This window comes from Candidatus Leptofilum sp. (assembly GCF_965223525.1).
Taxonomy (GTDB): Bacteria; Chloroflexota; Anaerolineae; order Promineifilales; family Promineifilaceae; genus Leptofilum.
This window is the reverse complement of the sequence record NZ_OZ245005.1, coordinates 1831085-1855227: the sequence shown is the minus strand read 5'-3', so window position 1 is coordinate 1855227 and position 24143 is coordinate 1831085. Positions and strand designations below refer to the sequence as shown.

The window sequence follows — 24143 nt, the reverse complement described above, 5'->3', positions numbered from 1 at the left end:
AAAAATGTTCTTGAGGAGGTGATTCTATAAAAAAACGTCAGTTATCGGTTAAATCGGAAGATTAACTAAAAAGCATTGAAACCTTACATTGTAAAACAAAACAGGAGAACAGATGTTTAAGAAAAATCCCAAAAAGAGTGTGCTTACACTGATGCTTTTAGCATTACTTACACTCGTCCTGGTGCTTTCCTCAGCCTCCCTCGGCTTTGCCCAGGACGGTGGTTTCACCGCCTCTGGCGGTGTTTCTGTTGAATCCAGCTTCACCGGCGATAAAGAAGTTCCCACCGCTGGTAAAATTGAAATTGGAGATCTCGAAGAAGTCAGTATTATTATCACCGTTGATGAAGCTATTGACGCTGGTACCCTCAAAGACACCCTCGATAACTATGGCGAAGTAACTTATGAATACAGCCGAGTCTTTAATGGTCTGGCTGTTTCTCGCGTTGCTGGTGCCAACCTAGATGCTATTGCCTCTATCAGTGGGGTCACCGCTATTTACCTGGACGAAGAAGTAGAATTGACAACAGATGTTGGTCCACAATGGATCGGTGCGCCGACCGTTTGGAGCGCTCTGGGCGGTCAAGAAAGTGCCGGTGAAGGCGTTATCGTAGGTATCCTGGACTCTGGTATTTGGCCAGAAAATCCATCTTTCGCTGATCCAGACCCCAATGGCAATCCGTATTCGGCTCCTCCTGGAACCTATGGTTGTGATTTGGGTAGCGTAATGGCTGATGGCACGGATTTGGGCATTGATTTTGAGTGTAACAACAAGCTCATCGGTGCTTACCGTTTCATGGCAACATTTGAAGCCAATCGCACCATGCTAGATGGCGAATTCCTCTCAGCGCGTGACAATGATGGACACGGTTCCCACACAGCCAGCACGGCTGCCGGTAACAGCAACGTTTCCGCAGACGTTCTGGGTGGCTCGTTGGGTATTATTTCTGGTGTTGCCCCGCGGGCACACATCATTGCCTACAAAGTTTGTGGTTCTGTACCTGGCACGGCAAGCTGCTTCACTTCTGATACGGCCGCAGCCGTTGATCAAGCAATCGCCGACGGCGTTGACGTATTGAACTTCTCAGTTGGTGGTGGTAGCGATCCTTACAACGATGCTGGCTCGCTGGCCTTCTTGGCAGCTTACGAGAACGGTATCTTCGTTGCTAAATCCGGTGGTAACAGTGGCCCCGGTGCCGACACGGTTGCTGGTCGCAGCCCCTGGGTTACCACGAGTGGCGCAAGCACCCACGATCGTGGCTACCTGGCTAACATCGAACTCACTGCTGACGGTGGTGCTGCCTTGACTTTGGATGGTGTATCCATCACTGGTGGCTTCGGCCCAGCATCAGTTGTTTTGGCTGATGACTACGATGGTTTGGATGAGACAGACCCAGAAAATGGTATGTGTAATACGCCGTTCCCGGCTGGTACCTTTAATGGGGAAATTGTTGTTTGCAAGCGTGGTGTCATTGCGCGTGTAACCAAGAGCGCAAACGTGGCTGCTGGCGGTGCTGGTGGTTTTGTTCTATACAACACATCGTTAGGCACCCTGAATACCGACAGCCACTGGGTTCCTGGTATCCACATCCAAGATGTTGATGGCGTTACCCTGCTAGACTTCATGGCAAGCAACACCAATGTAATGGGTACTCTAAGCGGCGGCATTAAATCCACCGTTCAAGGTGACGTAATGGCTGCCTTTAGCTCCCGTGGTGGTGCTGGTCAGACTCTGGGTGTTAGCAAACCAGATTTGACTGCACCTGGCGTAAACATTCTTGCTGCCGATACCCCATATCCAGCAGAAGTTCTAGGACAACCGGGTCTCCATCAGCTACTCAGCGGTACCTCAATGTCTAGCCCGCATACGGCTGGTTCGGCGGCCTTGCTTAAAGCACTGCATCCAGATTGGACACCAGGGCAAATTAAATCTGCCTTGATGACCACAGCAACAGTAGATGGTGTAACCAAAGAAGATGGTGTCACACCTGTTGACCACTTTGATGTTGGGTCTGGTCGCGTAGATTTGAATTACGCTGGCGACCCTGGTTTGACCATTTCTGACTCTGGTGCGAATTATGTTGCCCACGAAAACGATCTATGGAACAGCAACTATCCCAGCCTCTACATCCCGAACATGCCTGGTGAAATGACCGTATACCGGACGCTGCAAAGCGAATTGGGTTACGATGCCTGGTGGGTTGTATCAGTTGAAGCAGACGATGGTTTGAACATCAATGTACCATCTGTTGTGGGTATTCGCGCCGGTCGTGACGCAACTGTTGCCATCAATGTTGATGCCAGTGGCGTAGCAGTTGGCGACACGGCAATGGGTGTTATTCACATGACTCATGGTGACCATGCTGTTCGCTTCCCTGTAACTATTGTTCGTGGTGAAGCGGCCGTTTCCATTGAAAAGGTTTGTGATTCTGATAGCCTGGCTATTGGCGAAGCAACTGAATGTACAGTAACAGTAACCAACAACAGCTTTGCTTCAGAAGCAAACTTTGATTTGAGTGACATTCTGCCACGTCGTTTACGTCTGGTTAACGGCAGCGTTGATGGCGCTACGCAGACCAGCTCTCGCTCTTGGAGCACAAGCGGCACGCTGTTTGCTGCTTCTCCGCCAATTGTAGATGCGGCCGTTGATCCGCTAGCTTCCCCAGCAGGGTATCTACCGCTTGCTCTCTTCGGTTCCTCGCTCGACCTCGGTTCTGGCGACGAAACAATCACAAATGTGACGGTTCCGCCATTTGTGTACGCTGGCGAGACATGGGGTACGATCGGTGTTGTTTCTAACGGTTACATTGTTGTAGGTGGCGGCACTGGCGCTGATGTTCAGTTCACCAACACCACAGCATTCCCAAGTGACAGTATACCCAACAACGTTTTGGCTCCATACTGGACAGACATGGATCCAAGTGCTGGTGGTCGTGTACTCGTTAACGTCTTAGGTGACGGTGTTAATTCCTGGATCGTAGTTGAATGGGAAATGGTACCAAACTGGGGCGACGGCGAATTGAACACGGTTCAGGCTTGGATTGGCATAGATGGCTTTGAAGACATCAGCTTCACCTACGGGCCAGCTGATCAGCTCTCTGGTGGCGACGCTGGCCTCTTGACCGTTGGTGCTGAGAACCTGTTCGGTAACACCGGTACAGCGATCTACCAAGACGGCGTTGGCGACATCCCGACACCTTCCTTCCCGGATGGAGACTACGAAATTGATGTATTCTCCACGCCTGGTGCACCAGGTGGGTCTCACACGGTTACGTTTAGCATGTACGGGAACACCCCCGGTGACTGGACAAACTGTGCTGAAATGACATCTGATCTGTTTGAAGGCACGGCCGTTTCCTGCTTCAGCGGTGAAATTACAAGCGGTGCTGAATAACAGCTCCTGTCTGGCAGCTTAGGCTGCTAGTAAGGTAATAAGAGCGGGTTGGCAACTAGTTGCCAACCCGCTTTTGTATTTAAATGCTATTTGAGTTTGTGATTGTTTAAAGATGGATTGGCTCTTGCTGAACCTGGCAATGAGCCGCTTCGATAATGCTCAAGATTTCTCGTACGGCTCGTTTCTGTTGTGATTCTGCGTTGACTACCCAATAATCAAATTCCTTGATGCGCTTCATTTCTTGACGAGCCGCGGCGATTCTTAGCTTGAGCCCTTCGGCCGTTTCTGACTTGCGCTCTACCAAACGACGCACCAGTTCATCTTCTGTTTCCGTGGTTAAAAAGACTGAAATCGCATTGGGAATAATTTTGCGGATGGTTGCCGCTCCCTGAACATCTACCCGCATAATGACGTCCCGACCACTATCCAGCGCGTCCCGGATTTGTTGTTTGGGGATGCCTTTGTAATCGTTGTAGACAACCGCGTATTCTAACAGTTCATAGCTTTCAATCATTTCCGCAAACTCATCGTTGCTAAAGAAAAAATAATCTACGCCATGGACCTCTCCTTCTCTTGGTGGGCGGGTGGTGGCAGTGACAACAAAGTAAAATCGCTTGGGATCCGTATCAATTAATTTGCGGGCAATTGTATCTTTACCAACCCCGGATGGGCCGGAAATCACAATGAGTTTAGGATGATTTTCTTTTTGGTACAGGTTTTCTTTTAACACGTTTAACCTCGTTTTGGCTGTTTGATGTGCGTCTTGTTGAAACGTATAATTGTGTAAAAGCGGGAAAGTTTTCTGAAATAAGCAGAGCCGTTTCTCCCGCTTTTACTTGAGCAAACCACAAAGAAACCGCCCTTCGGTTTTTAAACTTCTTTCTGTGGTTTGCTATGAATAGGAAGAAAATGTAAGGATTTATGATCATGCCTTTTTATGATTTTCAATGTTTGGTATGTGGTAAACATGCCAGACTGCAATTTTCATACAGTGAGTATGGCAAGGTTCAAGCCGTTTGTCCACATTGCCAAAGCCAAGAGATGAAACGTCGGATTAGCCGGGTAGCGGTGGCAAAATCTGAAGAGGCACGGCTGGGCAACATGATGGATGCTGATCTATCTGGCCTGGATGAGAATGATCCCCAATCTTTGGGCAGGTTCATGCGTAAAATGGGGCAGGAAATGGGCGAAGATATGGGAGATGAGTTCAATGAGGTGGTTGGCCGGTTGGAAAAGGGCGAGTCGCCGGAATCCATTGAGCAATCAATGCCGGATTTGGCTGGTGGCGTAGATTTGCCATCAGATGTCTGATTATTATTTGTGCAAACGAACGGCCGTTTCCTTCAACCGCTCCATTAACTTTGTGCGGATCTCATCCTGGATGATTGGCAACGGCCGTTCTGCATTTACAATCACCCATTGATCCGGATCAGAGGCAGCCAGCGTATGATACCCATCCCGCACCCGCTGGTGGAACTGCACCGTTTCCAAATCAAGCCGGTTCATTTCTAAACCGCCGCCGGTTCGTCGCGCCAACCCTTGCTCCACATCCACATCCAGCAAAAAGGTGATGTCTGGCTGCAAACCGCCAGTGGCAATCTGGGTAACCTGATGCAATTGGGTCAAATCAAGCCCACGGCCGTATCCTTGGTAGGCAATGGTGCTATCGGCAAAACGGTCACAGAGGACGATGTGGCCTTTCGCTAGAGACGGCCGTATCAACTCCCCCACATGTTGCGCCCGTGACGCAGAGTAAAGCAACATTTCTGCCACGGGGGTCATCGCTGTATTTGCCACGTTATGCACGCAAGCCCGAATTTCATCCCCAATGGATGTTCCCCCCGGCTCCCGCGTGGTGATTACCGAAAACCCTTGCTCTTGCAAAAACGGTGCCAGCAAAGCAATTTGGCTGGACTTACCGCTGCCTTCTGGCCCTTCAAACGTGACAAACATGCAAAATTCCCTGAATTTTTATAAAGAGCCACAGAGAACACAGAGGTTTTAGAGGTATGTTCTCTGTGGCAAAACTTTAATTTTTGCGGCTGGCGCTGAAGATACGTACGTACCGATTTGGCTCTTTGCCATAGCTATGCGAGACCAAATTTGCCTGCCGCACCATTTGGTGCTGGTAGCGGCGAATGGCACTGCCCACTGGTCGCAAATCAACGGACGCTTGCCCAGCCTGAATCAACTCAATGCCCCGCTCGGCTTCAGCAATGGCCACCTCAAATGGATCTGTTGCTTTCGGCCCATCCAGGTTCATTACTTGAATCAAAAAGTTCTCCATTTGGTTGGTAGAGTTCGCGCGCAACACGTATACAGGTGTGCGCCGCCGCTCGGCATCATTGATAAGCTGCCGTCGCTTGCGATAGTAACTTTTTAAAGTCACCAGCACGTCTGCTTCGTTGAGGGTATTCACCAACGTAATGTGTACCTTGAGCCGCTTGGCGGCCTGAATGAGGCGATTACGCGCCACACCGTAGGCAAATACATGGAGCGACTCTGGCCGTTCCTCAATGAGTGCTTGCTCTGGTGACAATTCTGTCCGCCTACCATTCGCTTTGCTGCCGCTGCCATTGGTGAAGATACGGCCGTTACGATCCTCACGCTCTTTCCCTTTGCCAGACCGGGCTTCGCGTCGTCCGGTAACGGCCGTAGATGTGACCATCGCATTTTGCTGCTCCACCTGCACCTTGCCCGCCTCATCCCGTGAGCGGAACTCCACCCGGAATGGCTGGCCCCGCAGCATCGAATCTACAGAAGCCGTCACGTCTGGATGCACCAGCAGCTTCTCTCGATCCTGAATTTCAATCAGCACATCAAACGTGGGAGGGGCGCGACGTTCCAGAACTGTTTTCTGTGTCCCGCGCCGCCGTGCTTCCTCGTCGGACAGGGTAACGCTTTCAATGCCGCCCACCAGGTCAGACAAGGTGGGGTTTAGCAGCAGGTTCTCTAGCGTGTTGCCGTGCGCTGTGCCAATGAGCTGCACCGCCCGCTCGTTGATGGTGCGAGCAGCGGCCGCTTCACGCTCACGTCCAATCTCATCAATGATGATTACTTCGGGGTTGTGATTTTCTACGGCTTCAATCATCGTCTCATGCTGATGTGAGGGACGCGGCACCTGCATCCGGCGTGCACGGCCCACAGCAGGATGGGGAATGTCGCCATCGCCTCCAATTTCGTTGGACGTGTCTACAATGACCACGCGCCGCTTTTCGGCAAGAATGCGCGCCATCTCGCGCAGCATGGTGGTTTTGCCCACGCCAGGCCGTCCCAGCAGCAAAATGCTGTGTCCGTCGGCAATGATGTCTTCGATAATGTCAATCGTGCCATACACGGCGCGGCCTACACGGCAGGTCAGCCCCACCACTTCCCCTTTGCGGTTGCGAATGCCAGAGATGCGGTGCAGGGTGCGGGCGATGCCGGCTCGGTTGTCATCATCAAAATCGCCAATGCCAGCGACAACGGCCGTAATTTCTGCGGCTGTTACCTCTTCCTGGCGCAGCACAACCTCGCCGTCGGTGTAGCGGGCGGTTGGTTGACGGCCAAAATCCATGACGACTTCCAGGAGTTCAACTTCTCGACCTATTGAATTTAGCTTTTCCGAGATTGACGTCGGTAAAATTTGTAATAATTTTTGTAAATCTTCTTTTGCTTGTTCTGTCTGTGATAAGTTCATGTATGAATTTTATTTGGACGGGGCTGGTTGTTTCTCTGGATGATGCCCCGTATTTCTGTATTGACGGATAAGTGGCGCAGAAGGCGTGATGCCCTGTGTCTCTAAGGCTGCGGATAAATCTGTAAGCGGTTTGGCGGCTTTTTGCACAATATGCTTCACCATAACTGCCTGGCTTCCCCACAGCGTAAAACCAGACCGCTCCAATGCAGTTTGTACCCAGCTTTGGTAGCGACGCACGCAGCAGTAGATGGGTCTAGTGGCAGCGGCGGGTGTTCTTTGCACAACGGCCGTAATAATTCGATCCGCCTGTATTTCTGCACTGGGGTGGATAAACAGTCGCATCCAGGTGGCCACTGGCCCTACGTGAACATGTACAAATGCTGCTAATTCATTCTCTTCATGTAACACCCAACCTACCCCGTCGTGCAGCGGTGGCATTGGTTCCACTAGCTGAACCAGGCGGGGAACAATGTTGGCATACAAAATTTGAATATCCCAATCATCTTCTGCCTGGCGGGGTCGTAAACCATTTGCTTCGTTTGCAGCCTGACGCGCTTCGTCTGGTGCTAATACCCATACATCTTGCCGGGTGTACACCACAAAGCCAGCCCGCCGCAACACGGGCAACTTATCGCTCAGTTCATCTACCTCAGCAACCAGGCTATGAATGCCACGCCGCCCAGCTTCTGCAACTGCCTGATCCAAAAGCGGCAGCCAAACGTTTTCATTCACCAGATACGGCCGTTGCCCATCTGCATCTTTTGCCCCGGAAACGGCCGTGCCGTTGTCAGTCGAATCTATCTGTTCTTCACGGGTAGAGCTAAGGTACAAAATGTGAGCATGCACACTCTCTTCATCCAAAAAAAGTTGAATGAATCCCGCCAGTCCATTATTGTCTGACTTCCACACATAAGTGGGAAAATCGCCACCTACTAAACTAAAAAGCGCACCCCGCGTCGGGTGCAGATTCTTGGTCAGGGCAGATTCCGTGTGGAGGGAAACACCCACTTCGCTTAAGCGATGAACCAGTGGCAAATCGCGTAGATTAAACGGTCGTATCATTAGAAGTAAAGTGTAACAGTCGCTAAAAAGCTAGACAAGCATCCAACAATCTAGGGCAAAGATGTTCATAAATTCATAAGCCAAGATGCCACTAATTTGCATCTGCCACCGAAAAAACTCGGCCATTTTGTGCATTTTTGCCAAGCTGAGACAACTGAATTATACCGCAAAATCGGCAGGCTTCCGCCCACAAAATTCCTTACGTTCGCAAGCAAACGTGCTATAATGAGCGCGGTTTCATTTTATGTGAAAACGATTGACCTCAAGAGATCCACACAGCAGTGGAAGAAGGAGCACTATGTCATCTTTGATACTCACCATACGCGAAAGCGTGCGGTATCGCGGGAAAAGTGGCCACTATAGCTGGATAGCCCATCGCTTGTCTGGCCTAGCCATCCTGGGATTCCTCGTTTTGCACGTTTGGGACACTGCAAACGCCCATTTTTACCCAGAGCTATACGCTTGGTCCATCGCCGTTTTTAAGCATCCCCTCTTTGCCGTGGGCGAGATTGGCATTATGGCGGCCGTTCTGTACCACGCCTTCAACGGTATCCGCATTACCATCCTGGATTTCAAGCCGGAATGGTGGATGCACCAGAAACGAAGTGCGACAATTGTTTGGGTTTTGTTTGCGGCCGTATTTATTCCCATCGGGGCTTACATGCTGATTGAATTTTTGAGCCGCTGCAGCGAATTAGGTGCAGCCGCCTGCTGGGCATTCCCCGCTTTAAGCGATTTCATCGGATAAGAGAGTAAAAAAATGACATCTGCCACACCAACTATCACCCGCCGCAAGGTACAGGTAAAATTTAACTTCGAGCGGTACGCCTACATGTTCATGCGTATGTCTGGCCTCATCCTGCTCATTTTGGCAGTAGGCCACATGATGATCCAGCACGTCCTCAACAGCAGCGGCAACCTCACACTCATCTTTGTCGCCGACCAGTGGAACTCTTGGGGCTGGAAGGTGTACGACATCTTCCTGCTGCTCTTTGCCATCCCACACGGGGTCAATGGCCTGCGTAACGTGCTAGAAGATTACATCCATAATCCCAAAACGATTCGCATTATAAACATTGTTTTGGCGATTTTTGTGGTCGCCACCATCATTTGGGCCACCGTTGGCATCGCATTATTTGATCCTGAAGCTGCTCGACAAGCTGCCCAGGGGTTGCCCGGCTAAGCAAGCATGAAGCCGCGGATTCTTTCCGCGTCCCTGGAACGTAGTAAGACACTACGGCAACAACCAGCGATTCATATTTGCTCGTGCTTAAACATTTTTACACAATCACTCAATTAAAAAGTGCAGGATAACATGGCTAATGTAAAAACTCACACATTCGACGCCGTCATCGTGGGTGCAGGCGGCGCCGGGTTAATGGCAGCGTTGTACGCTAGCAAAAGCGCAAACGTTGCCGTCATTTCAAAGCTATACCCCACACGCTCTCATACCGGGGCAGCCCAGGGCGGTATCGGTGCCGCACTGGGCAACATGGAAGAAGACAAATGGGAGTGGCACGCCTACGACACCGTAAAAGGGTCAGACTACCTGGCAGACCAGGATGCTGTTGATGTTTTGTGCAAAGAGGCAGTAGATACCGTCATCGAGCTGGAACATATGGGGCTGCCGTTCGACCGTTACCCAAATGGTACTATCTCGCAGCGTCGCTTTGGCGGCCATACCAACAATGATACCGGACAACCCGTTCAGCGCGCCTGCCACGCCGCTGACCGTACCGGCCACATGATTTTGCAAACGCTCTACCAGCAATGTATTAAAAATAAAGTGAACTTTTTTGATGAATTCCATGTGGTAGACCTGATTCGCGTGGACAATACGGTGCGCGGCGTGGTGGTCGTGGAAATTAGCAGTGGTGATTTCCATGTGTTCCACAGCAAGGCGGTGCATTTTGCCACTGGTGGTTGGGGCCGCTGCTGGGAAGTTACGTCTAACGCACATTCACTAACTGGAGACGGCGCGGCGATTTGCCTGCGGCGTGGTATTCCGCTGGAAGATATGGAGTTCTTCCAATTTCACCCCACGGGCATCTTTCGGTTGGGCGTACTGATTACAGAAGGTGTGCGTGGCGAGGGTGGCGTTCTGATCAACAGCAAAGGGGAGCGATTCATGGAGAAGTATGCTCCTACCATTAAAGATTTGGCTAGCCGTGATGTGGTGAGCCGAGCTATCTTTTTGGAAGTGCAAGCTGGACGTGGCATCAACGGCCAAGATTACGTTCATTTGGATATTCGCCCAGAAACCGTAAACCATTATTTTGAGCAGGCGGGCGAAAAACGCCGCATTGACCGGGAGTATATTGAAGCAAAGTTGCCAGATATTGCTGACTTTACGCGCACCTACCTGGGCGTGGACCCTGTGAAAGAGCCAATGCCTGTGCAGCCTACAGCGCATTATGCGATGGGTGGTATTCCTACGGATGTGGACGGCCGTGTTTTGGCAGACGTGGACGGCCGTTTGATTGACGGTCTGTATGCCGCCGGTGAGTGTGCCTGCGTTTCGGTGCATGGCGCCAACCGCCTGGGTACCAACTCGCTGGTAGACTTGGTGGTGTTTGGTCGTCGTTCTGGCAAGCACATGGCTAATTATTGCAACCAGGCCGATTTGCTGCCTCTACCAGAAAATCCCGCCGCCGAAGTAATGGCTGAGTTTGAACGAATTCGCAACGGTAGTGGTGGCGTTAAGCCAGCCGAGCTGCGAACCAAGATGCAAAAGACAATGACTGCGAATGTGGGCGTGTTCCGCACAGATGAGACGATGAATACGGCCGTTGCCGACCTGCAAGAACTCATCGAAGCGTACAGCCGCAATATTCAGATTGATGACAAGGGAAATCAGTTTAACACCGACCTGCTGGAAGCGTGGGAGCTGGGTTGCTTGCTGGAACTGGCAGAGGTAACGGCCGTTTCTGCCCTGGCCAGAACCGAAAGCCGTGGCGGCCACGCCCGCGATGATTACCAAAAACGTAACGATGCCGAATGGCTGAAACACACTTTCTATTTCCGTACCGAAGACGGTGAGCATCGTCTGGATTACAAACCTGTCACCCTGGGCCGCTACGAGCCTAAGGAGCGCGTCTACTAAACCAGTGAACGGTAAACGGTAATCGGGCTTCTACCGATTACGGATAACAGATTACCGACAACGAGGAGATTCCTATGCAAGTTCAACTACGCATTCGCCGTTTTTACCCGGAAAAGGACAGTGTACCCTGGTGGGGTGAGTACACTATTCAAGATGCACGGCCAAACGATTCCGTTTTAGACGTGCTGCACCGCGTAAAGTGGGAACAAGATGGCACGCTTGCGCTGCGCCGCTCCTGCGCGCACGGCGTTTGCGGCTCAGATGCCGTTCGCATTAACGGAGCCAATGCACTCGCCTGCAAAACATTGGTCGCCCGGCTAGCCAAAGAGGGTAGCAACAGCGTCAAGATTCAGGTAGAACCGATTTTGGGCATGCGCGTCCTTAAAGATTTAATTGTGGATATGGAGCCATTCTTTGATCATTACCGTTCGGTGATGCCTTATTTCATGAATGAATCACCCGTGCCGGAAAACGGCCGTGAACGGCTGCAAACACAAGCAGATCGGGCACGGTTCGACGACACCACCAAATGTATTCTCTGTGCCGCTTGTACCAGCTCCTGTCCCAGCTTCTGGGCCAACGAGCAGTATATTGGTCCCGCAGCCATCGTGCAGGCGCACCGCTTCATCTTCGACTCGCGGGATGAAGCCCACAACGAACGCCTGGAAGTCGTTGGCGATACGATGGGCGTGTGGCGCTGCCGCACCAACTTCAACTGCACCAACGCCTGCCCGCGAGAAATTGAAGTAACCAAAGCCCTCGCCGAGGTCAAGATAGCGCTGACCACTGGTGAAGTGTAAAAATATCGGCTTCGTGAGATTTATTGTGTATTCCGTATTGCCCACTAGCTATGCAATACGGAATACGCAATATAATCAGCAATCCAGCCATGACAGAAATAGACCAGCTCCTGCGAACAGCAATCCAGGCAGCCAAAGCGGGTGAGCGAGAAAAAGCGCATCAGCTTCTGCTGCAAATTGTGGAGCAAGATGAGCAAAATGAAACTGCCTGGTTGTGGCTGAGTGGCACGGTAAAAACCAAAGAAGACCGCCAGATTTGCCTGGAAAATGTGCTGGCCATCAACCCCAACAACAAAATGGCCCAAAAGGGTCTGCAAAAGCTAGGCGCCACTCCGGCTTCCCCTCCCCCAGAAGAAGTAGAAGAAGAGAAAGAAGTTTGGGCAGAACCCGTCTATGATTTGGAGCTGCCAGAGGTAGATGATCCCCACAAGCCCCGCTACCAGGATGTGTGGAGCAGCTCGGCACATTTGTGTGCTTACTGCGCCCAGCCCGTGCAGCGCAAAGACAGAAGATGCCCTAAATGCAAGCGAAAAATGGTGGGGAAAGAACCAGTTTTCCCTAACCGCACGCAATACCTGCAAAACTGGATCGTTTTTCGCATCGTCGGGCACGTACTCTTTCTTCTGATCACTACTTTAAATTATCTGGTGATAGCTGAATATGCATCTTTAGCCTTAATTCCGTGGGAGGAATTTAAATTAGCGAGAACCCGCTTTTGGACTACTTTGGCTACTGAGCTGCCCACTTCTATCGGACTCACAGTTGCCCTATATTTTCGGAAAGTCTGGGCCTATTGGTTAGCTATATTGGGGGTCATAATAACCCTTTTGTCAATTGTGGCATTCATTTTGTTTACCCCTATACCATTGAATAGTCTGATTTCTACATGGGAATTTGCATTAACGTCTATATTTGCCATTATTTATCTCGTTTTAGCTGTGTATTTCACGTTTATGGGAGGGGCTGATTTTCAACGAGAAAAGCGGTGGCGCATTGCCGTAGCTGATGACCGAATTAAGGATCCACTGGTGCTGGATAAAGCAGGAAAGCTGTTTGCACAACGGGGGATGTGGGCAACGGCCGTTCTCTATTGGCAGCGGGCAGTGGGACGCTCACCCGGCAATGTGGCTATTTTGCGCCGCCTGGCCAGTGGGTACGCCCGGTTGGGCTTCCCACAGCGTAGCCTGGACACGCTGCAACAAGTACAGCAGAAAACGCTCGACCCCAAAACCCGGCAATCTGTGACCAGTCAAATTGAGTTGATGCGCCAAAAAATAGACCAACTTAATTCGGTATAGACTTCAAAAGTCTCAACCACCTCCGGTGTTGAGCAAGCTACTTCCAAGACTTTTGAAGTCTGGTTGAGGGCTAGTACATTTATTTTGAGGCAATTCGATTGGTTGTTTTCCCTACCATCCTGGCTTATACTGTCCAAAATCCTCAAAGTACCCTACATCGTTCCCCCATAGTAGCCGTTACATACCAGTTTGGAACCTAACGGCTACTTAAAGCCCATTCACCATTTCCATATTTTGTCTGTGAATGGGCACTTAACTTGTAGTCTCGGAGGGAAACATGGCAGAATTAAGTGAAATTCGTGCAGCAAAAGCAGCCCATACGGCCGTACTCATGGCACGCCCCAACGTGGTGGGGGTAGGCATTGGCCACCGCATTAAAGGTACTGAACAAACCGACGAGCTATGCCTCTCGGTGCTGGTGGCCGACAAAATTGCCGTCGAAGGGTTAGCCACAGAGGCGTTAGTGCCGGCAACGGTGGGCAACGTGCCTACCGATGTGGTGCAAATTGGCACCGTGCGTGCCAATCAAGTACCCACAGGCAAGTTCCGCCCTGCACCCGGCGGCGTTAGCATTGGCCACTACCAAATTTCGGCCGGAACGCTGGGCTGCATTGTGCGCGATCGCGCCACCGGTGTACGGCTCATCCTCTCCAACAACCACGTACTGGCCAACAGCAATGATGCCCAGGCGGGCGACCCGATTATTCAACCCGGCGGAGCCGATGGTGGCACCGTTGCCAACGATCACATCGCCAACCTGGAGCGGTTTTGCATTATTGATTTCGGCGAAACGTCTGGCTCCGGCTGCGGTATTGCCTCAACCTATGCCAATATTGGCAATGCGTTTGCCAATTTCCTGGGTTCCAGCCATCGCGTTTCTGTGTTTCAGGCCAATCCACAGGCAGTTAATTTGGTGGATGCGGCCGTAGCCCGCCCCCTGAACGACAGCGATGTGTTGGATGAGATTTTGAACATCGGTGAAATTACGGGCATCACCGAAGGCGTGCTGGGAATGCAGGTACGTAAATCGGGGCGCACCACTGGGTACACCACTGGGGTCATCACCACGGTGGAAGCAACGGTGAGCGTCAATTACGGTTCTGGCCGGGTAGCCACCTTTGAAAATCAGCTCATCGCAGGCCCCATGTCTGAAGGGGGCGATTCTGGGTCGTTGGTCGTGGCATTGGACACGCAAGAGGCAGTGGGGCTGCTGTTTGCCGGATCAACACAATCCACAATTTTTAGCCCTATTCAGGCAGTGCTGGATTGTTTGGACGTGGAATTTTGAGCAATGAGCAGCTACCAGGAAGCAATTGAGCGCATTCGGCTGGTGAAAGAGGCGCACCAGGCTGAACTGATGGGTAAAGCAAATGTGGTTGGCGTGGGGATTGGCTTCCGGCATCGGCACAAAACGCGCACCGACGAGGTAGTGTTGGTGGTGATGGTGGAAAAGAAGGTACCTCGCGCCCAGCTTGCCCCAGAGGACATCATCCCTGGTTTGATTGACGGTGTGCCGGTTGATGTGCAGGAAAGCGGCCGTATTGTGCCGCAGGGCAATTGAGAAACATCTCTACATAGTGAGTTACTATAGTAAGTAAACTTTAGCTTCAACTCGACTATAGTAGCGCAGGATAATACTATGTTAGGGCGGCTTATGCAAAGTTGAGTTGTGCCGAACGTCGACAATCTGGTAATTTAAGGCCGTTCGATAAACCAAAACGCCACCCTAACGCGGCTTCAAGCTGACGCGCCAAAGGAAACGAGCGCGCAGCTTAAGCAACTGAACGGCGGACAAGTATATGAAAATCCACATTAGAAAAATTTTTGTGAAATCCTTAAAATCAATAAACTACCGATCGTGTCAGAGAGCTTTTATATTAATTGCTGTATTGATGATAGGCTGCCAATCTGAAACGACCTCAAACTCAACATCTTCCTCAAATTCTAGCAGATATGAAGAAAGGTTTTTATTCATTGGTGAGCAAGAACATTCTTTAGTGACACAATCTCCTATCATCGAATATTGCGAAGTCTATTATCAAAATGTACTGAGTTTAGCTGAGTTTATAGCTCTATGGGCAAATAGTAGATTTGTAGGAAATGAAGATATGGCTCAAGATTCTGTAGCCCAAATATTAAATTTAGCCCAATCTTTACAAATTGAAGTTGAGCCGCAGATGTTGATTGAAATGAGCAAGGATTTTGAACAGAATCCTGAGCTTTCCGATCAAGTTCTTAGTTTTTTTGATGTTCAAATTGAGCATCGCAATCAAGTTGCTCGCGATCTCTTCTTTATTACATCATTGAGATATCGTATGCTCACTGACACAAGCGGAATTGAATTCGGTTTTACGAATAATTCTGAGGGTATCGGACGGGGTTCAAAAGGAAATTTACTTATTCGACTTGAAATTTTACAACAATGGGGAAAAGAATACCCTCTCCCAGCCAATCACAGCGACCAAATAGAGATAATTTATGATCTTGTTAGTATTAATGATATTGATACCCTTGAGAAATTAGTAGAAGTAGAAGGTGAAATTGACGATTGGTACGAAGATGTGATTGAGTATTTGTTGGATCAACCTACAACCACTACTTGCGAAAATATCTAAACTACTTAATCCTAAACAACCTACACTTAGGGGGTTACGATTTTCAAGGAGGCGAATGATGTCTGAGCCAAGAGGAAGTTACGAACAGCAAGAAGAAGATAGGCAAGCTATGGAAGAAGGGAACTATTACACTGAAGATCGACGACGAAATCAAGAACAATATCGTGCTGAAGAAGCACAACGCGAACGAGAAGAGAGAGATAAGCGTTACAATGATTCAGGAAATGGTTGTGGGTTAGTTTTTATTATCTTGGCTATTATCGTAGTTGTAATGGCAATTTGGTACATTGTTTAATATTGGGGAAATAAAAAGATAATCCGAACTACAAAGCTAAGGGTGCAATTCAAATATTATCCCTTTTGAAAAATGTGATTGACTTTTAGATATTAAAGATTTTGCCGCCTAACAGGGCTTGCACCTGACCTAACGGCAGGTGAAGCAGGCGTTAAACGGCCGTTCGTTTTCCTCCACCTACCTGCACCAACGCCCATCTCAACGTGCTAGGCTGCAAGATTAGCTCTTGCACTTCGTCGCTGGGCAACATGATGAGTACATGACGGCCGTTTCCGTCTACCCATTGCCGCCCCTGCCCAACTGGTTGCCAACGGCCGTTCAGCAAAATCTTCTTTACTTTTACTGTGCCATCTTCATTAAAAGTACACTCAACGCCAATTGATTGCATCATCAAACCTTTTGTAATTGGGTAATTACCCAATTACTTCATTACCGATTTTTCCGCCAAAACCAGCCCAGCTTACGGTACTTTACCCACTCATAATACGTCATGTAAAGGCTGAGGCGCAATCCGTGTAAGCCATCCTTGTAGCCGTCTAGCGTTACAAATCGCCAATAGAGTTGGCGCAGCGGCTGCAAAATATAGTTGTGTGGCTTGGGCTTCACGCCTTCATCGTACAGAATGCGGGCATCGTAGCTGGTGTAAGCCCGCTGCTTGGCGCGAAAATGATCCACATCACGGTAGTTATAATGGATGAGCGGCTGCTGCAGATTACCAATTTCCCCATCCACGACGGCAATTTCGTGTACCGGACGCTCGTAGCGTACAAAGCCGTGCTTAAACAAGCGCAGTTGATAATCCGGGAACCAGCCTGCGCCCTGGGTGAGCTTGCCAAAAATGTAATTGTGGCGCGGCACGTACCAGCCCCGCTCTGGCTGGTCTGCCATCACCTGCCGAATCTCTTCACCCAGTGCTGGCGTGCCGCGCTCGTCAGCATCCACAAAAAAGACCCAGTCGGTTTGCAGGCTGTCTAGGGCAGCATTGCGCTGCTGGGCGTAATTTTCAAATTTGGATTGGATCAGTTCAGCACCGGCGGTCTGGGCAAGCACGGCCGTTTCATCCTCACTATACGAATCAAACACCAGCACCCGGTCTGCCCAACCGAGCGACTGGATGCAGTCTGTGATGTGGCTGGCTTCGTTGAGGGTGAGGATGACGGCCGTTAACTGTTGTTTATTCTGGGTCATTTTGAACAGATTTCGCATGTAGGGGCAGGTCTGAGACCTGCCCCTACCGTGTGGCAAATTAAATTTCGCGCCAGATTTGGGTGATAGTTTCGTACGCCTGTTTCATCTGGGGATCATTGGTTTGTTTTGCACGGCGGCGCATCCCGATTTGTACCATCTTTTTGGCGACGGCGAGTTTGAAACGGCCGTACATCTCTGCATACAGCTGCGCCCGACTGCGCCACAGGTTAATCACCGACGTGGCGGGTACCTGGCGTGTGCTCTCACCACCGTAATGCACAATTTCGGCAGAGGGGACGGCGTAAATGCGCCAGCCTGTCGCCCGAATGCGCCAGCTCCAATCAATTTCCTCGCAATACATGTGGAACGATTCATCAAAACCGTGTGTGGCTTCGGCCACATCGGCCCGCACCATCATGGTAGCTCCCAATGGATGGTCAATGGCAAAGGGTTCTTTCCCCTGTGCTAACCACGCCTGTGGGTAACGGCCGTTCCATCGGCTCTCATACAATCGGGCAGGCAGCGGAAACAAATCAAACACTAGTTGGCGCAATCCGGGGAAATAAAAGGCGCTGTGCTGGAAACGGCCGTCGCCGTACACCAGACGCGCTCCAGCCATGCCCCCATCCGGCCGTTCTTCCAGCGTGTTGATGAGGGCAAGCAGCGCCCCAGGCTGCACTTTGGTATCTGGATTGAGCAAAAAGTAATAGCGAGGCGCATCTTTTTGGGCGGCAGCCATTCCCTGGTTATTAGCCGCGCCAAAGCCAGGATTATTCTGGTTGGCGATGAGGTGTACATTGGGGAAGAGGTCGCGCACCAGCGCAGGCGTACCGTCTGTGGAAGCATTGTCTACTACCCATACCTCACCGCGCAGCCGTGACTGCTGCAAATCGGCAAAGACAGAGCGCAAGCACTGCACCAAATAATCCCGCACGTTCCAGCTAACAATAATAATGGCTACATCAATCATACAAATTCGGTAATCGGGTAATCTAACCCTTACCCTACTCGGTAATTAAAAGGGCTTCGTCCGTCCAGCCCAGGGTGTTAATAACAAAATGGAGCGGATCGTAGTTGGCGGGGATGGCCGTTTCCAGCCCTACCCAACCATAAAAATCAGGCGCACACAAAGCGTCGCTGCACAAATCAGACGCTACAAATTCAATCAGCAACTCAGCAAGCTGCCGGGCCGGGCCAAAAGGAAATTCACCGCCAACGGCTACAGACGTGGCCGGGATGGGCGCGCTCAACGTTAAGATTCGCGTCTCATCAAAAATGTTTTCCGCCGTGTCAAAAACGCCAGAGCGGGCATCCCGCACGCGGTAGCCGCCGTTTTCTGGCCTGCCCAAAACCACCACAAAGCCAATCCCGCTGCGGCTGGGCGACACGCCCGTCTGCCGCCAAATTTCTGGATCATCTTCGCCGAACACCCATTCTTGCTCCAAAAAGGGCATGAGCGGTGGCAAGTAGGTGCCGGTGGCAAAATCCACCTCGCCATTCAGCACGGCCAGCATTGCCGTGTTGTCGCCCGGCACCGAGATGATCTCGCCTGGTTCAATCCCCTCGGCAGCAAACAACGCCTGAAAATACCAGTTATTGGGGATGCTGCTCTGGCTGGGGACAGCCCAGCTTTTGCCGTCTAGATCGGCTAGTTCGTTGATGTCGCTGTCGTTGCGAACCACAATCATGCCAGCCTGCCAGCTCATCTCGTTGGATTGTACGGTCGTACTCACCACCTGCGCCCCACATTGCTGATTGGCTAACGCCACACCAACGGCCGTTAAAAAGCCAATCGTCTCGGCCGGGGCGGCACACATCAGGTCAATAATGCGCTGTTCATTGTCCAGCAAGCCCACCTGAAATTGCTGCCCGGTCTCCTCGGTGAGCCAATCGGCCAATACCTGGGCGCGGCTGCTGATGACGGCCGTATCGGCCACCGGGGCAAAAAGCAGTTGAAACGGCCGTTCCGCCGAGCCGGGCTGCGGCATAGTAGGCAATACCGTCTCTACCACCGTCACGGTTTCGGTTACAAGGCGCGTCACTTCCACCGGAACCTCTACGGTTACTTCGATGGGAATTGGGGTGGAAACGGCCGTGTCGTCTAGCACAATGCGCGTCACTTCCACGATTCTTGGTTGGGCAGCACAAGCTGTCACTGTCAATAAAGCCAGAATCAGCAAAAACAAACCCCACAAACGTCGCATCATCGTATCCATCCAAAAAAAGAGGCTGCCGCACAGTTGGGCAACCTCCTGTTAACCACGGGTAGTTTACCGTGCCGCCCTCCCCCCGCCAATGGGAATTGACCTCGGCTAACAGACGGCTAACCAAAGCGGGCGAGGCGATGCGTAACACCACTGTTTGCTTTATCCAGAATTTATCGCCTCGCCTCGCCCCTACTCTAGCGGCCATTCCGGTACGTCGCGGGGGGCGCATTCGGGCAGATTGTTCTCATTGGGCAAATCTACGGTTAATGCTTGTGGGTCTACACGCTCATAAAATGTCACGACCTGCACATCTTCATGGATAAGTCCAGCCCACACGGTTTGCGGGTTGCGGTCACCAAAGTCATTTACCATGCGAATGCTGCCAATGATGGTGGCTCGCTGACCTGGCATGAGATAATAAAATCCATCAATCAGCTCCAATTCCTCTGGACGCCCCAAGGCCCATCGGAATGGGTAGTTCGACAATTCATTTTCAAACCCAATACCTAACCGGAAAGCCCCCGGCTCGGTAAACCAGCCTAATGTGTTGTAATTCCAATCAGAGTCGTACATGGTTCCGGGCGGCGGGCCGCTGGTGCGAATAGGCGTCGTGCCATAATTTTCTACCGTTACAGTAAAGTTAAACTCGCCACAAACGGGAACGGCCGTCTCTTCCCAACTCACTGTATCCCCAGCAGGTGGGGAAACAACCCGCACGCGCGGCACACCACCAAACTGAATGGTCAACTCTGTTTGCACACGCACCTGCTGTCCTTCTAAATCTTGGGCAACAACTATCAATGGATACATACCGTCCGATGGTGGGGTTGCTCCTTCATCTACACCACCTTCATAATCATATTTGTGCCAACCCTCGGCATTTGGTTCAATAATCTGCTCAAATTCGCTAATTCGCGCCTCGCTACCGTCAGGCATCTGCAAAAAAACACGTACTTCAGCCACATCTTTGACTAAGTAAAACACGGGCTGCACGCGGTCATCCACACCGTCACGATTGGGCGTAAAAACGTCTTTGTCCAGAGCAAAATCGCGGATGTCGGGCAGCACAGGATCGGCATCCACAATGCGGATTTCGCCTTGCTGCATTTCTGTCACATCACTTTCGTCGGTGGCACTGATTGTCCAAGTATAACGGCCGTCTTGCAGCAGCCGCGCCAAAATTTCCCCCTCAATCCGATCATCCGGCAGCGTGTACGGATCCACCACGCCGCTGAAGGTTACGCGGTACTCACCCGCCCCGCGCGGCTTCTCTTGGCGGAAGTAAAAACGGTCGCCCGCTTCATTCTCAAAGTAGATAGAAACGGTGGCGTTGCGGGACAGCTCATAAGCAATGGTAGTGGCATCAGTATCGCCATCGGCATTAGGGCTGATTTCGCTTTTGTCTACCTGCACGTTGCGAAGCAAGCTGCTATCGCCGTTGAGCAAGCGATTGCCAACAAACAGAGCCACAATCACCACAACCAATGCTACCAACCCCACCCAGATAACTGTTGATTTTTGTCTCATCATAGGGGCAAGTTTACCAAACGGCCGTACCAACGGCGAACAATGTTTTGCCCATGATTTCCCTACCTTGCCCACGCCTAACGGCAATGTTACAATGCCGCCGCAAGTAAAATTTGCTCGGATTTTTTTGCACAAGAACACAATAGAACGCTGATTTGCCTGATTTACCTGATCAGGAAGATCATGGGAATCAGCGTTCTATTATTTTTAGGAACGACTGTTTAACGATGACCAAGTATGGCAATGATCGTGCCTGGCCTTTTGCGGAAGGGGGTGGTGGCACGATTGCTTTTTTTACGATTTTATTGGCAACGGCCGTTTTCCTCTGGTTCCAATTTACAAACTGGGGCGCAGGGCTGTTTTTGCTGCTGGCCGCCTTCCTCTGGCTGCTGATTCTCTACTTTTTCCGCGATCCCAATCGGCAAATCAAGGCCCAACCGGGCCTTGTAGTTGGTCCCGGCGATGGCGAAGTGGTAGAAATCATTAAAATGACGGAAGATCGCTTCTTGCAAGCAGAAGTCATCCGCATGAGCATGTTTTTAGACATCACCGATGTGCATGTGCAGCGCGTGCCGCTGGCAGGCAAAGTCGCGCTGGTACAGCACCAGCCGGGCAAATTTTTGCAGGCGTTCCGGCCAGAGGCATCTGAACTGAATGAGTTTATTGCCATGGTGACAGATTCGGAAGGATACGGCCGTATCCTCACCAAGCAAATCGCAGGCATCGTGGCCCGTCGCTGCCTCAACTACCTCAAACCGGGAGATGTTGTGCAAACGGGGCAGCGCTTTGGCCTCATTCGCTTTAGCTCACGCGTTGATCTGTTCTTGCCACCAACTGCCCAAATGCTGGTCAAAGTCGGCGATAAAGTGACTGGTGGCATTACGCCCATTGCCCAACTTAAAAAGGATCATGAATAGTCAATATCGTTACCTCATTCCCAATGGTATCACCTTCATCTCCCTCACCTGTGGCATCGTGGCCATCTTGCTGGCCGCCACGGGTGAACTGGTCGTCGCCGGGATACTCATCCTGGCCAGCTACATTTTAGATTTGTTCGATGGCGCATCAGCCCGGTATCTAAATGCAGGCTCCGAATTTGGGCTACAGCTCGATTCATTGGTAGATATGGTGAGCCTGGGCACAGCACCCGCAGTTCTGGCCTTCATGTACCTTTATTTGGAAGGTGCCGCCTCAACGGCCATTATTGCCGCGCTAGCCGTCTTTTTTGTCCTGGCAGGCGCGTACCGACTAGCCAGATTTAATCTGCTACCGCCCAAAGCCAGCGGGCGTGGCGATTCTGCCGGATTAACCATCTCCTCGGCTGGGGCAACATTGGCACTGGCGGTGGTGTCTGACATGACGGTTTTGACCTTCCCCTTGCCAACTGGCTGGCTCATGCCCATCATTATCATCTGCGCCGTTTTGATGGTCAGCCGCATTCCATTCCCTTCCTTTCGGGGGGTGTTCAAGGGGCGGGTGCGAATTGGCACGCTGCTGGTGCTGTTTGCCGTAACCATTGCCTGGGCCACGTTTGGCAAGGCGTGGCACTTCTGGAACACGATTTATTTAGGGTGGGGGCTGGCGCGAGCCGGTTATTTACAAATCAATGAGTAAAGCAACGATTACTTGGCAAGACAGAGCCAGCGGCACGCTCCTGCACAGTTGGGCGCGGATGACCAGCCGCTTGAGCAAATACCAGGTAACTGGCCTGGAACATTTACGCGCCGCCCAAGAACGGGAACGGCCGCTTATCTTTGCAGCATGGCACGGCATGACCATGATGCTGGTGGGCTTTTTTGCCAACCATTACGATTTGTCTCGGCTGGTGCTCATTCTGCCAGATGATTGGCGCGGCACCACGCTGGTGGTGTTTGCCAACAAGCTGGGCGTCACCCCCTTCCCCATGAATTTGCACGGAGATGCCAGCATGGCCACGGCGCGGCAGCTAGCCAAGCTGGTGCGGCAGGTGAAAGCGGGGCGGGATGCCTACATTACCCCAGATGGGCCAGATGGGCCGTCTTACGAGATCAAACCGGGCATCACCTACATTGCCCAAAAGGCAGATGCAACAATTTTGCCACTGGGTGCCTATGCGCGACGGGGCTACCGAGTGCCACGCTGGGATCGATACGTCATGCCTTACCCGTTCAGCAAGATTGCCATCCAAATTGGGGAGCCGCTGGTGGTAGGGAAAAATGACGAGGGAACGGCCGTTACCAGCCACCTCGCCAACCAATTGCATCACGTTACCCTACAAGCCGCCGCCAACTTCTACGAAAAACCATTCCCATAACCGAAACGAGCATTTATGACATCATTATCCGAGCGATCATTGAACTTTCAGGGCAACGCGCTGGCACTTTATCATCGGCTGCTGGCGCGTACCGTGCGCTGGCAAATTGAGGGCAGAGCCAACATCAGCAAGGCACAGGCTAGCGGACGGCCGCTTTTGTGGTTGTTTTGGCACGAGCAGCTTTCAGCCTTTGTCACCTATACCGTGCGCTTTGTCGGGGGCGATAAATTTACTATCGTCACGCTAGGCGGCGATCCGCGGGGCAACATCTTGGGTAACTTTGCCGCCTCGCTGGGGGCAACGCCCTACGGGGTAGATATGCAGGGCAACCCCATGGAAGCAGGGCGCAAGGTGTTGCGGATCATTCAGGCAATGAAGGATGGCAAAGATTCCTTTTTGGCACCAGATGGCCCAGATGGGCCTGCTTTTGAACCAAAGGCTGGTGCTTCTTTTTTGGCACGCAAGGCAGAAGCGGCCGTTATTCCCGTGGGTGGCTTTACCAAAGCAGGCTACGCGCTGCGCCGCTGGGATCGCTATTTGGTTCCGCTCCCGTTCGCCAAGTTGCGAATCGTATTTGGGGATCCAATTTTTGTGAACAAGCGGGACAAGGATGAGGCCGTGACGGAGAAAATTGTGGGGGCGTTAACGGCCGTTTACCGTCAAGCCCGTGGTCGGTAATCAGTGT

General features: G+C 51.4%; 24 protein-coding genes. 15 read left to right on the top strand and 9 right to left on the bottom strand.

Annotation, left to right across the window (positions count from 1 at the left end):
- Positions 1-112: 112 nt before the first annotated feature.
- The gene (locus tag ACOQPM_RS25015) at positions 113-3391 is read left to right on the top strand and encodes a S8 family serine peptidase (protein WP_420631121.1); all 3279 of its coding nucleotides are present in this window, start codon (positions 113-115) and stop codon (positions 3389-3391) included.
- Between the two features lie 106 nt (positions 3392-3497).
- Here ACOQPM_RS25015 and gmk read toward each other — a convergent pair whose 3' ends face one another.
- Positions 3498-4121: a guanylate kinase gene (gene gmk, locus ACOQPM_RS25010; protein WP_420631120.1), complete on the bottom strand. Its 624-nt coding sequence runs from the start codon at positions 4119-4121 to the stop codon at positions 3498-3500.
- 191 nt (positions 4122-4312) lie between these two features.
- Here gmk and ACOQPM_RS25005 point away from each other — a divergent pair, with 191 nt between their 5' ends.
- Positions 4313-4702 (top strand): FmdB family zinc ribbon protein, encoded by a 390-nt coding sequence (locus ACOQPM_RS25005; protein WP_420631119.1) that lies wholly within the window; start codon positions 4313-4315, stop codon positions 4700-4702.
- A gap of 3 nt (positions 4703-4705) precedes the next feature.
- Here the strand turns inward: ACOQPM_RS25005 and tmk are convergent, their stop codons facing one another.
- The 3 genes from tmk to ACOQPM_RS24990 all read right to left on the bottom strand — a co-directional run bounded on the left by tmk (position 4706) and on the right by ACOQPM_RS24990 (position 8132).
- The gene (tmk, locus tag ACOQPM_RS25000) at positions 4706-5344 is read right to left on the bottom strand and encodes a dTMP kinase (RefSeq protein WP_420631118.1); all 639 of its coding nucleotides are present in this window, start codon (positions 5342-5344) and stop codon (positions 4706-4708) included.
- Between the two features lie 76 nt (positions 5345-5420).
- Positions 5421-6947 (bottom strand): R3H domain-containing nucleic acid-binding protein, encoded by a 1527-nt coding sequence (locus tag ACOQPM_RS24995; RefSeq protein ID WP_420631117.1) that lies wholly within the window; start codon positions 6945-6947, stop codon positions 5421-5423.
- A gap of 132 nt (positions 6948-7079) precedes the next feature.
- Positions 7080-8132 (bottom strand): hypothetical protein, encoded by a 1053-nt coding sequence (locus ACOQPM_RS24990; RefSeq protein ID WP_420631116.1) that lies wholly within the window; start codon positions 8130-8132, stop codon positions 7080-7082.
- Between the two features lie 298 nt (positions 8133-8430).
- Between ACOQPM_RS24990 and sdhC the strand changes: the two genes are divergently transcribed.
- The 9 genes from sdhC (at position 8431) to ACOQPM_RS24945 (ending at position 16243) form a co-directional block, all read left to right on the top strand.
- Positions 8431-8880: a succinate dehydrogenase, cytochrome b556 subunit gene (gene sdhC, locus ACOQPM_RS24985; RefSeq protein ID WP_420631115.1), complete on the top strand. Its 450-nt coding sequence runs from the start codon at positions 8431-8433 to the stop codon at positions 8878-8880.
- Positions 8881-8892: 12 nt separating this feature from the next.
- Positions 8893-9315, top strand: a complete 423-nt coding sequence (locus ACOQPM_RS24980; protein ID WP_420631114.1) for a succinate dehydrogenase — start codon at positions 8893-8895, stop codon at positions 9313-9315.
- Positions 9316-9447: 132 nt separating this feature from the next.
- The gene (gene sdhA / locus ACOQPM_RS24975) at positions 9448-11235 is read left to right on the top strand and encodes a succinate dehydrogenase flavoprotein subunit (protein WP_420631113.1); all 1788 of its coding nucleotides are present in this window, start codon (positions 9448-9450) and stop codon (positions 11233-11235) included.
- 74 nt (positions 11236-11309) lie between these two features.
- A complete protein-coding gene (locus ACOQPM_RS24970) occupies positions 11310-12035 on the top strand; it encodes a succinate dehydrogenase iron-sulfur subunit (RefSeq protein ID WP_420631112.1) in 726 nt (241 codons plus the stop codon).
- An 89-nt stretch (positions 12036-12124) separates the two neighbouring features.
- Positions 12125-13333: a tetratricopeptide repeat protein gene (locus tag ACOQPM_RS24965; protein ID WP_420631111.1), complete on the top strand. Its 1209-nt coding sequence runs from the start codon at positions 12125-12127 to the stop codon at positions 13331-13333.
- Between the two features lie 277 nt (positions 13334-13610).
- A complete protein-coding gene (locus tag ACOQPM_RS24960; RefSeq protein WP_420631110.1) occupies positions 13611-14621 on the top strand; it encodes a hypothetical protein in 1011 nt (336 codons plus the stop codon).
- Positions 14622-14624: 3 nt separating this feature from the next.
- A complete protein-coding gene (locus tag ACOQPM_RS24955) occupies positions 14625-14894 on the top strand; it encodes a hypothetical protein (protein WP_420631109.1) in 270 nt (89 codons plus the stop codon).
- 238 nt (positions 14895-15132) lie between these two features.
- Positions 15133-15948 (top strand): hypothetical protein, encoded by an 816-nt coding sequence (locus tag ACOQPM_RS24950; RefSeq protein WP_420631108.1) that lies wholly within the window; start codon positions 15133-15135, stop codon positions 15946-15948.
- A 55-nt stretch (positions 15949-16003) separates the two neighbouring features.
- A complete protein-coding gene (locus tag ACOQPM_RS24945; protein WP_420631107.1) occupies positions 16004-16243 on the top strand; it encodes a hypothetical protein in 240 nt (79 codons plus the stop codon).
- A gap of 151 nt (positions 16244-16394) precedes the next feature.
- On the opposite strand, the gene ACOQPM_RS24940 is transcribed toward ACOQPM_RS24945, so the two are convergent.
- The 5 genes from ACOQPM_RS24940 to ACOQPM_RS24920 all read right to left on the bottom strand — a co-directional run bounded on the left by ACOQPM_RS24940 (position 16395) and on the right by ACOQPM_RS24920 (position 21168).
- Positions 16395-16634, bottom strand: a complete 240-nt coding sequence (locus ACOQPM_RS24940; protein WP_420631106.1) for a hypothetical protein — start codon at positions 16632-16634, stop codon at positions 16395-16397.
- Between the two features lie 38 nt (positions 16635-16672).
- Complete coding sequence (locus ACOQPM_RS24935; RefSeq protein WP_420631105.1) at positions 16673-17431, bottom strand: glycosyltransferase family 2 protein; 759 nt, start codon at positions 17429-17431, stop codon at positions 16673-16675.
- A 58-nt stretch (positions 17432-17489) separates the two neighbouring features.
- A complete protein-coding gene (locus ACOQPM_RS24930; RefSeq protein WP_420631104.1) occupies positions 17490-18401 on the bottom strand; it encodes a glycosyltransferase in 912 nt (303 codons plus the stop codon).
- 34 nt (positions 18402-18435) lie between these two features.
- Positions 18436-19638 carry a phosphate/phosphite/phosphonate ABC transporter substrate-binding protein gene (locus ACOQPM_RS24925; RefSeq protein ID WP_420631103.1) on the bottom strand — a complete coding sequence of 401 codons (1203 nt, stop codon included), beginning with the start codon at positions 19636-19638 and terminating at the stop codon, positions 18436-18438.
- Between the two features lie 189 nt (positions 19639-19827).
- Entirely contained in the window at positions 19828-21168 is a 1341-nt protein-coding gene (locus ACOQPM_RS24920) for a hypothetical protein (RefSeq protein ID WP_420631102.1), read from the bottom strand.
- 224 nt (positions 21169-21392) lie between these two features.
- Between ACOQPM_RS24920 and ACOQPM_RS24915 the strand changes: the two genes are divergently transcribed.
- The 4 genes from ACOQPM_RS24915 to ACOQPM_RS24900 are packed head-to-tail and all read left to right on the top strand — an operon-like array spanning position 21393 to position 24136.
- Entirely contained in the window at positions 21393-22082 is a 690-nt protein-coding gene (locus ACOQPM_RS24915) for a phosphatidylserine decarboxylase (protein ID WP_420631101.1), read from the top strand.
- On the top strand, positions 22075-22779 hold the full coding sequence (locus ACOQPM_RS24910; RefSeq protein ID WP_420631100.1) for a CDP-alcohol phosphatidyltransferase family protein: 705 nt from the start codon (positions 22075-22077) through the stop codon (positions 22777-22779). Before ACOQPM_RS24915 ends, ACOQPM_RS24910 begins: the two co-directional genes overlap by 8 nt.
- Complete coding sequence (locus ACOQPM_RS24905; protein ID WP_420631099.1) at positions 22772-23458, top strand: lysophospholipid acyltransferase family protein; 687 nt, start codon at positions 22772-22774, stop codon at positions 23456-23458. Before ACOQPM_RS24910 ends, ACOQPM_RS24905 begins: the two co-directional genes overlap by 8 nt.
- Positions 23459-23473: 15 nt before the next feature.
- Positions 23474-24136, top strand: coding sequence for a lysophospholipid acyltransferase family protein (locus ACOQPM_RS24900; RefSeq protein WP_420631098.1), 663 nt, complete (start codon positions 23474-23476; stop codon positions 24134-24136).
- Positions 24137-24143: the final 7 nt, after the last annotated feature.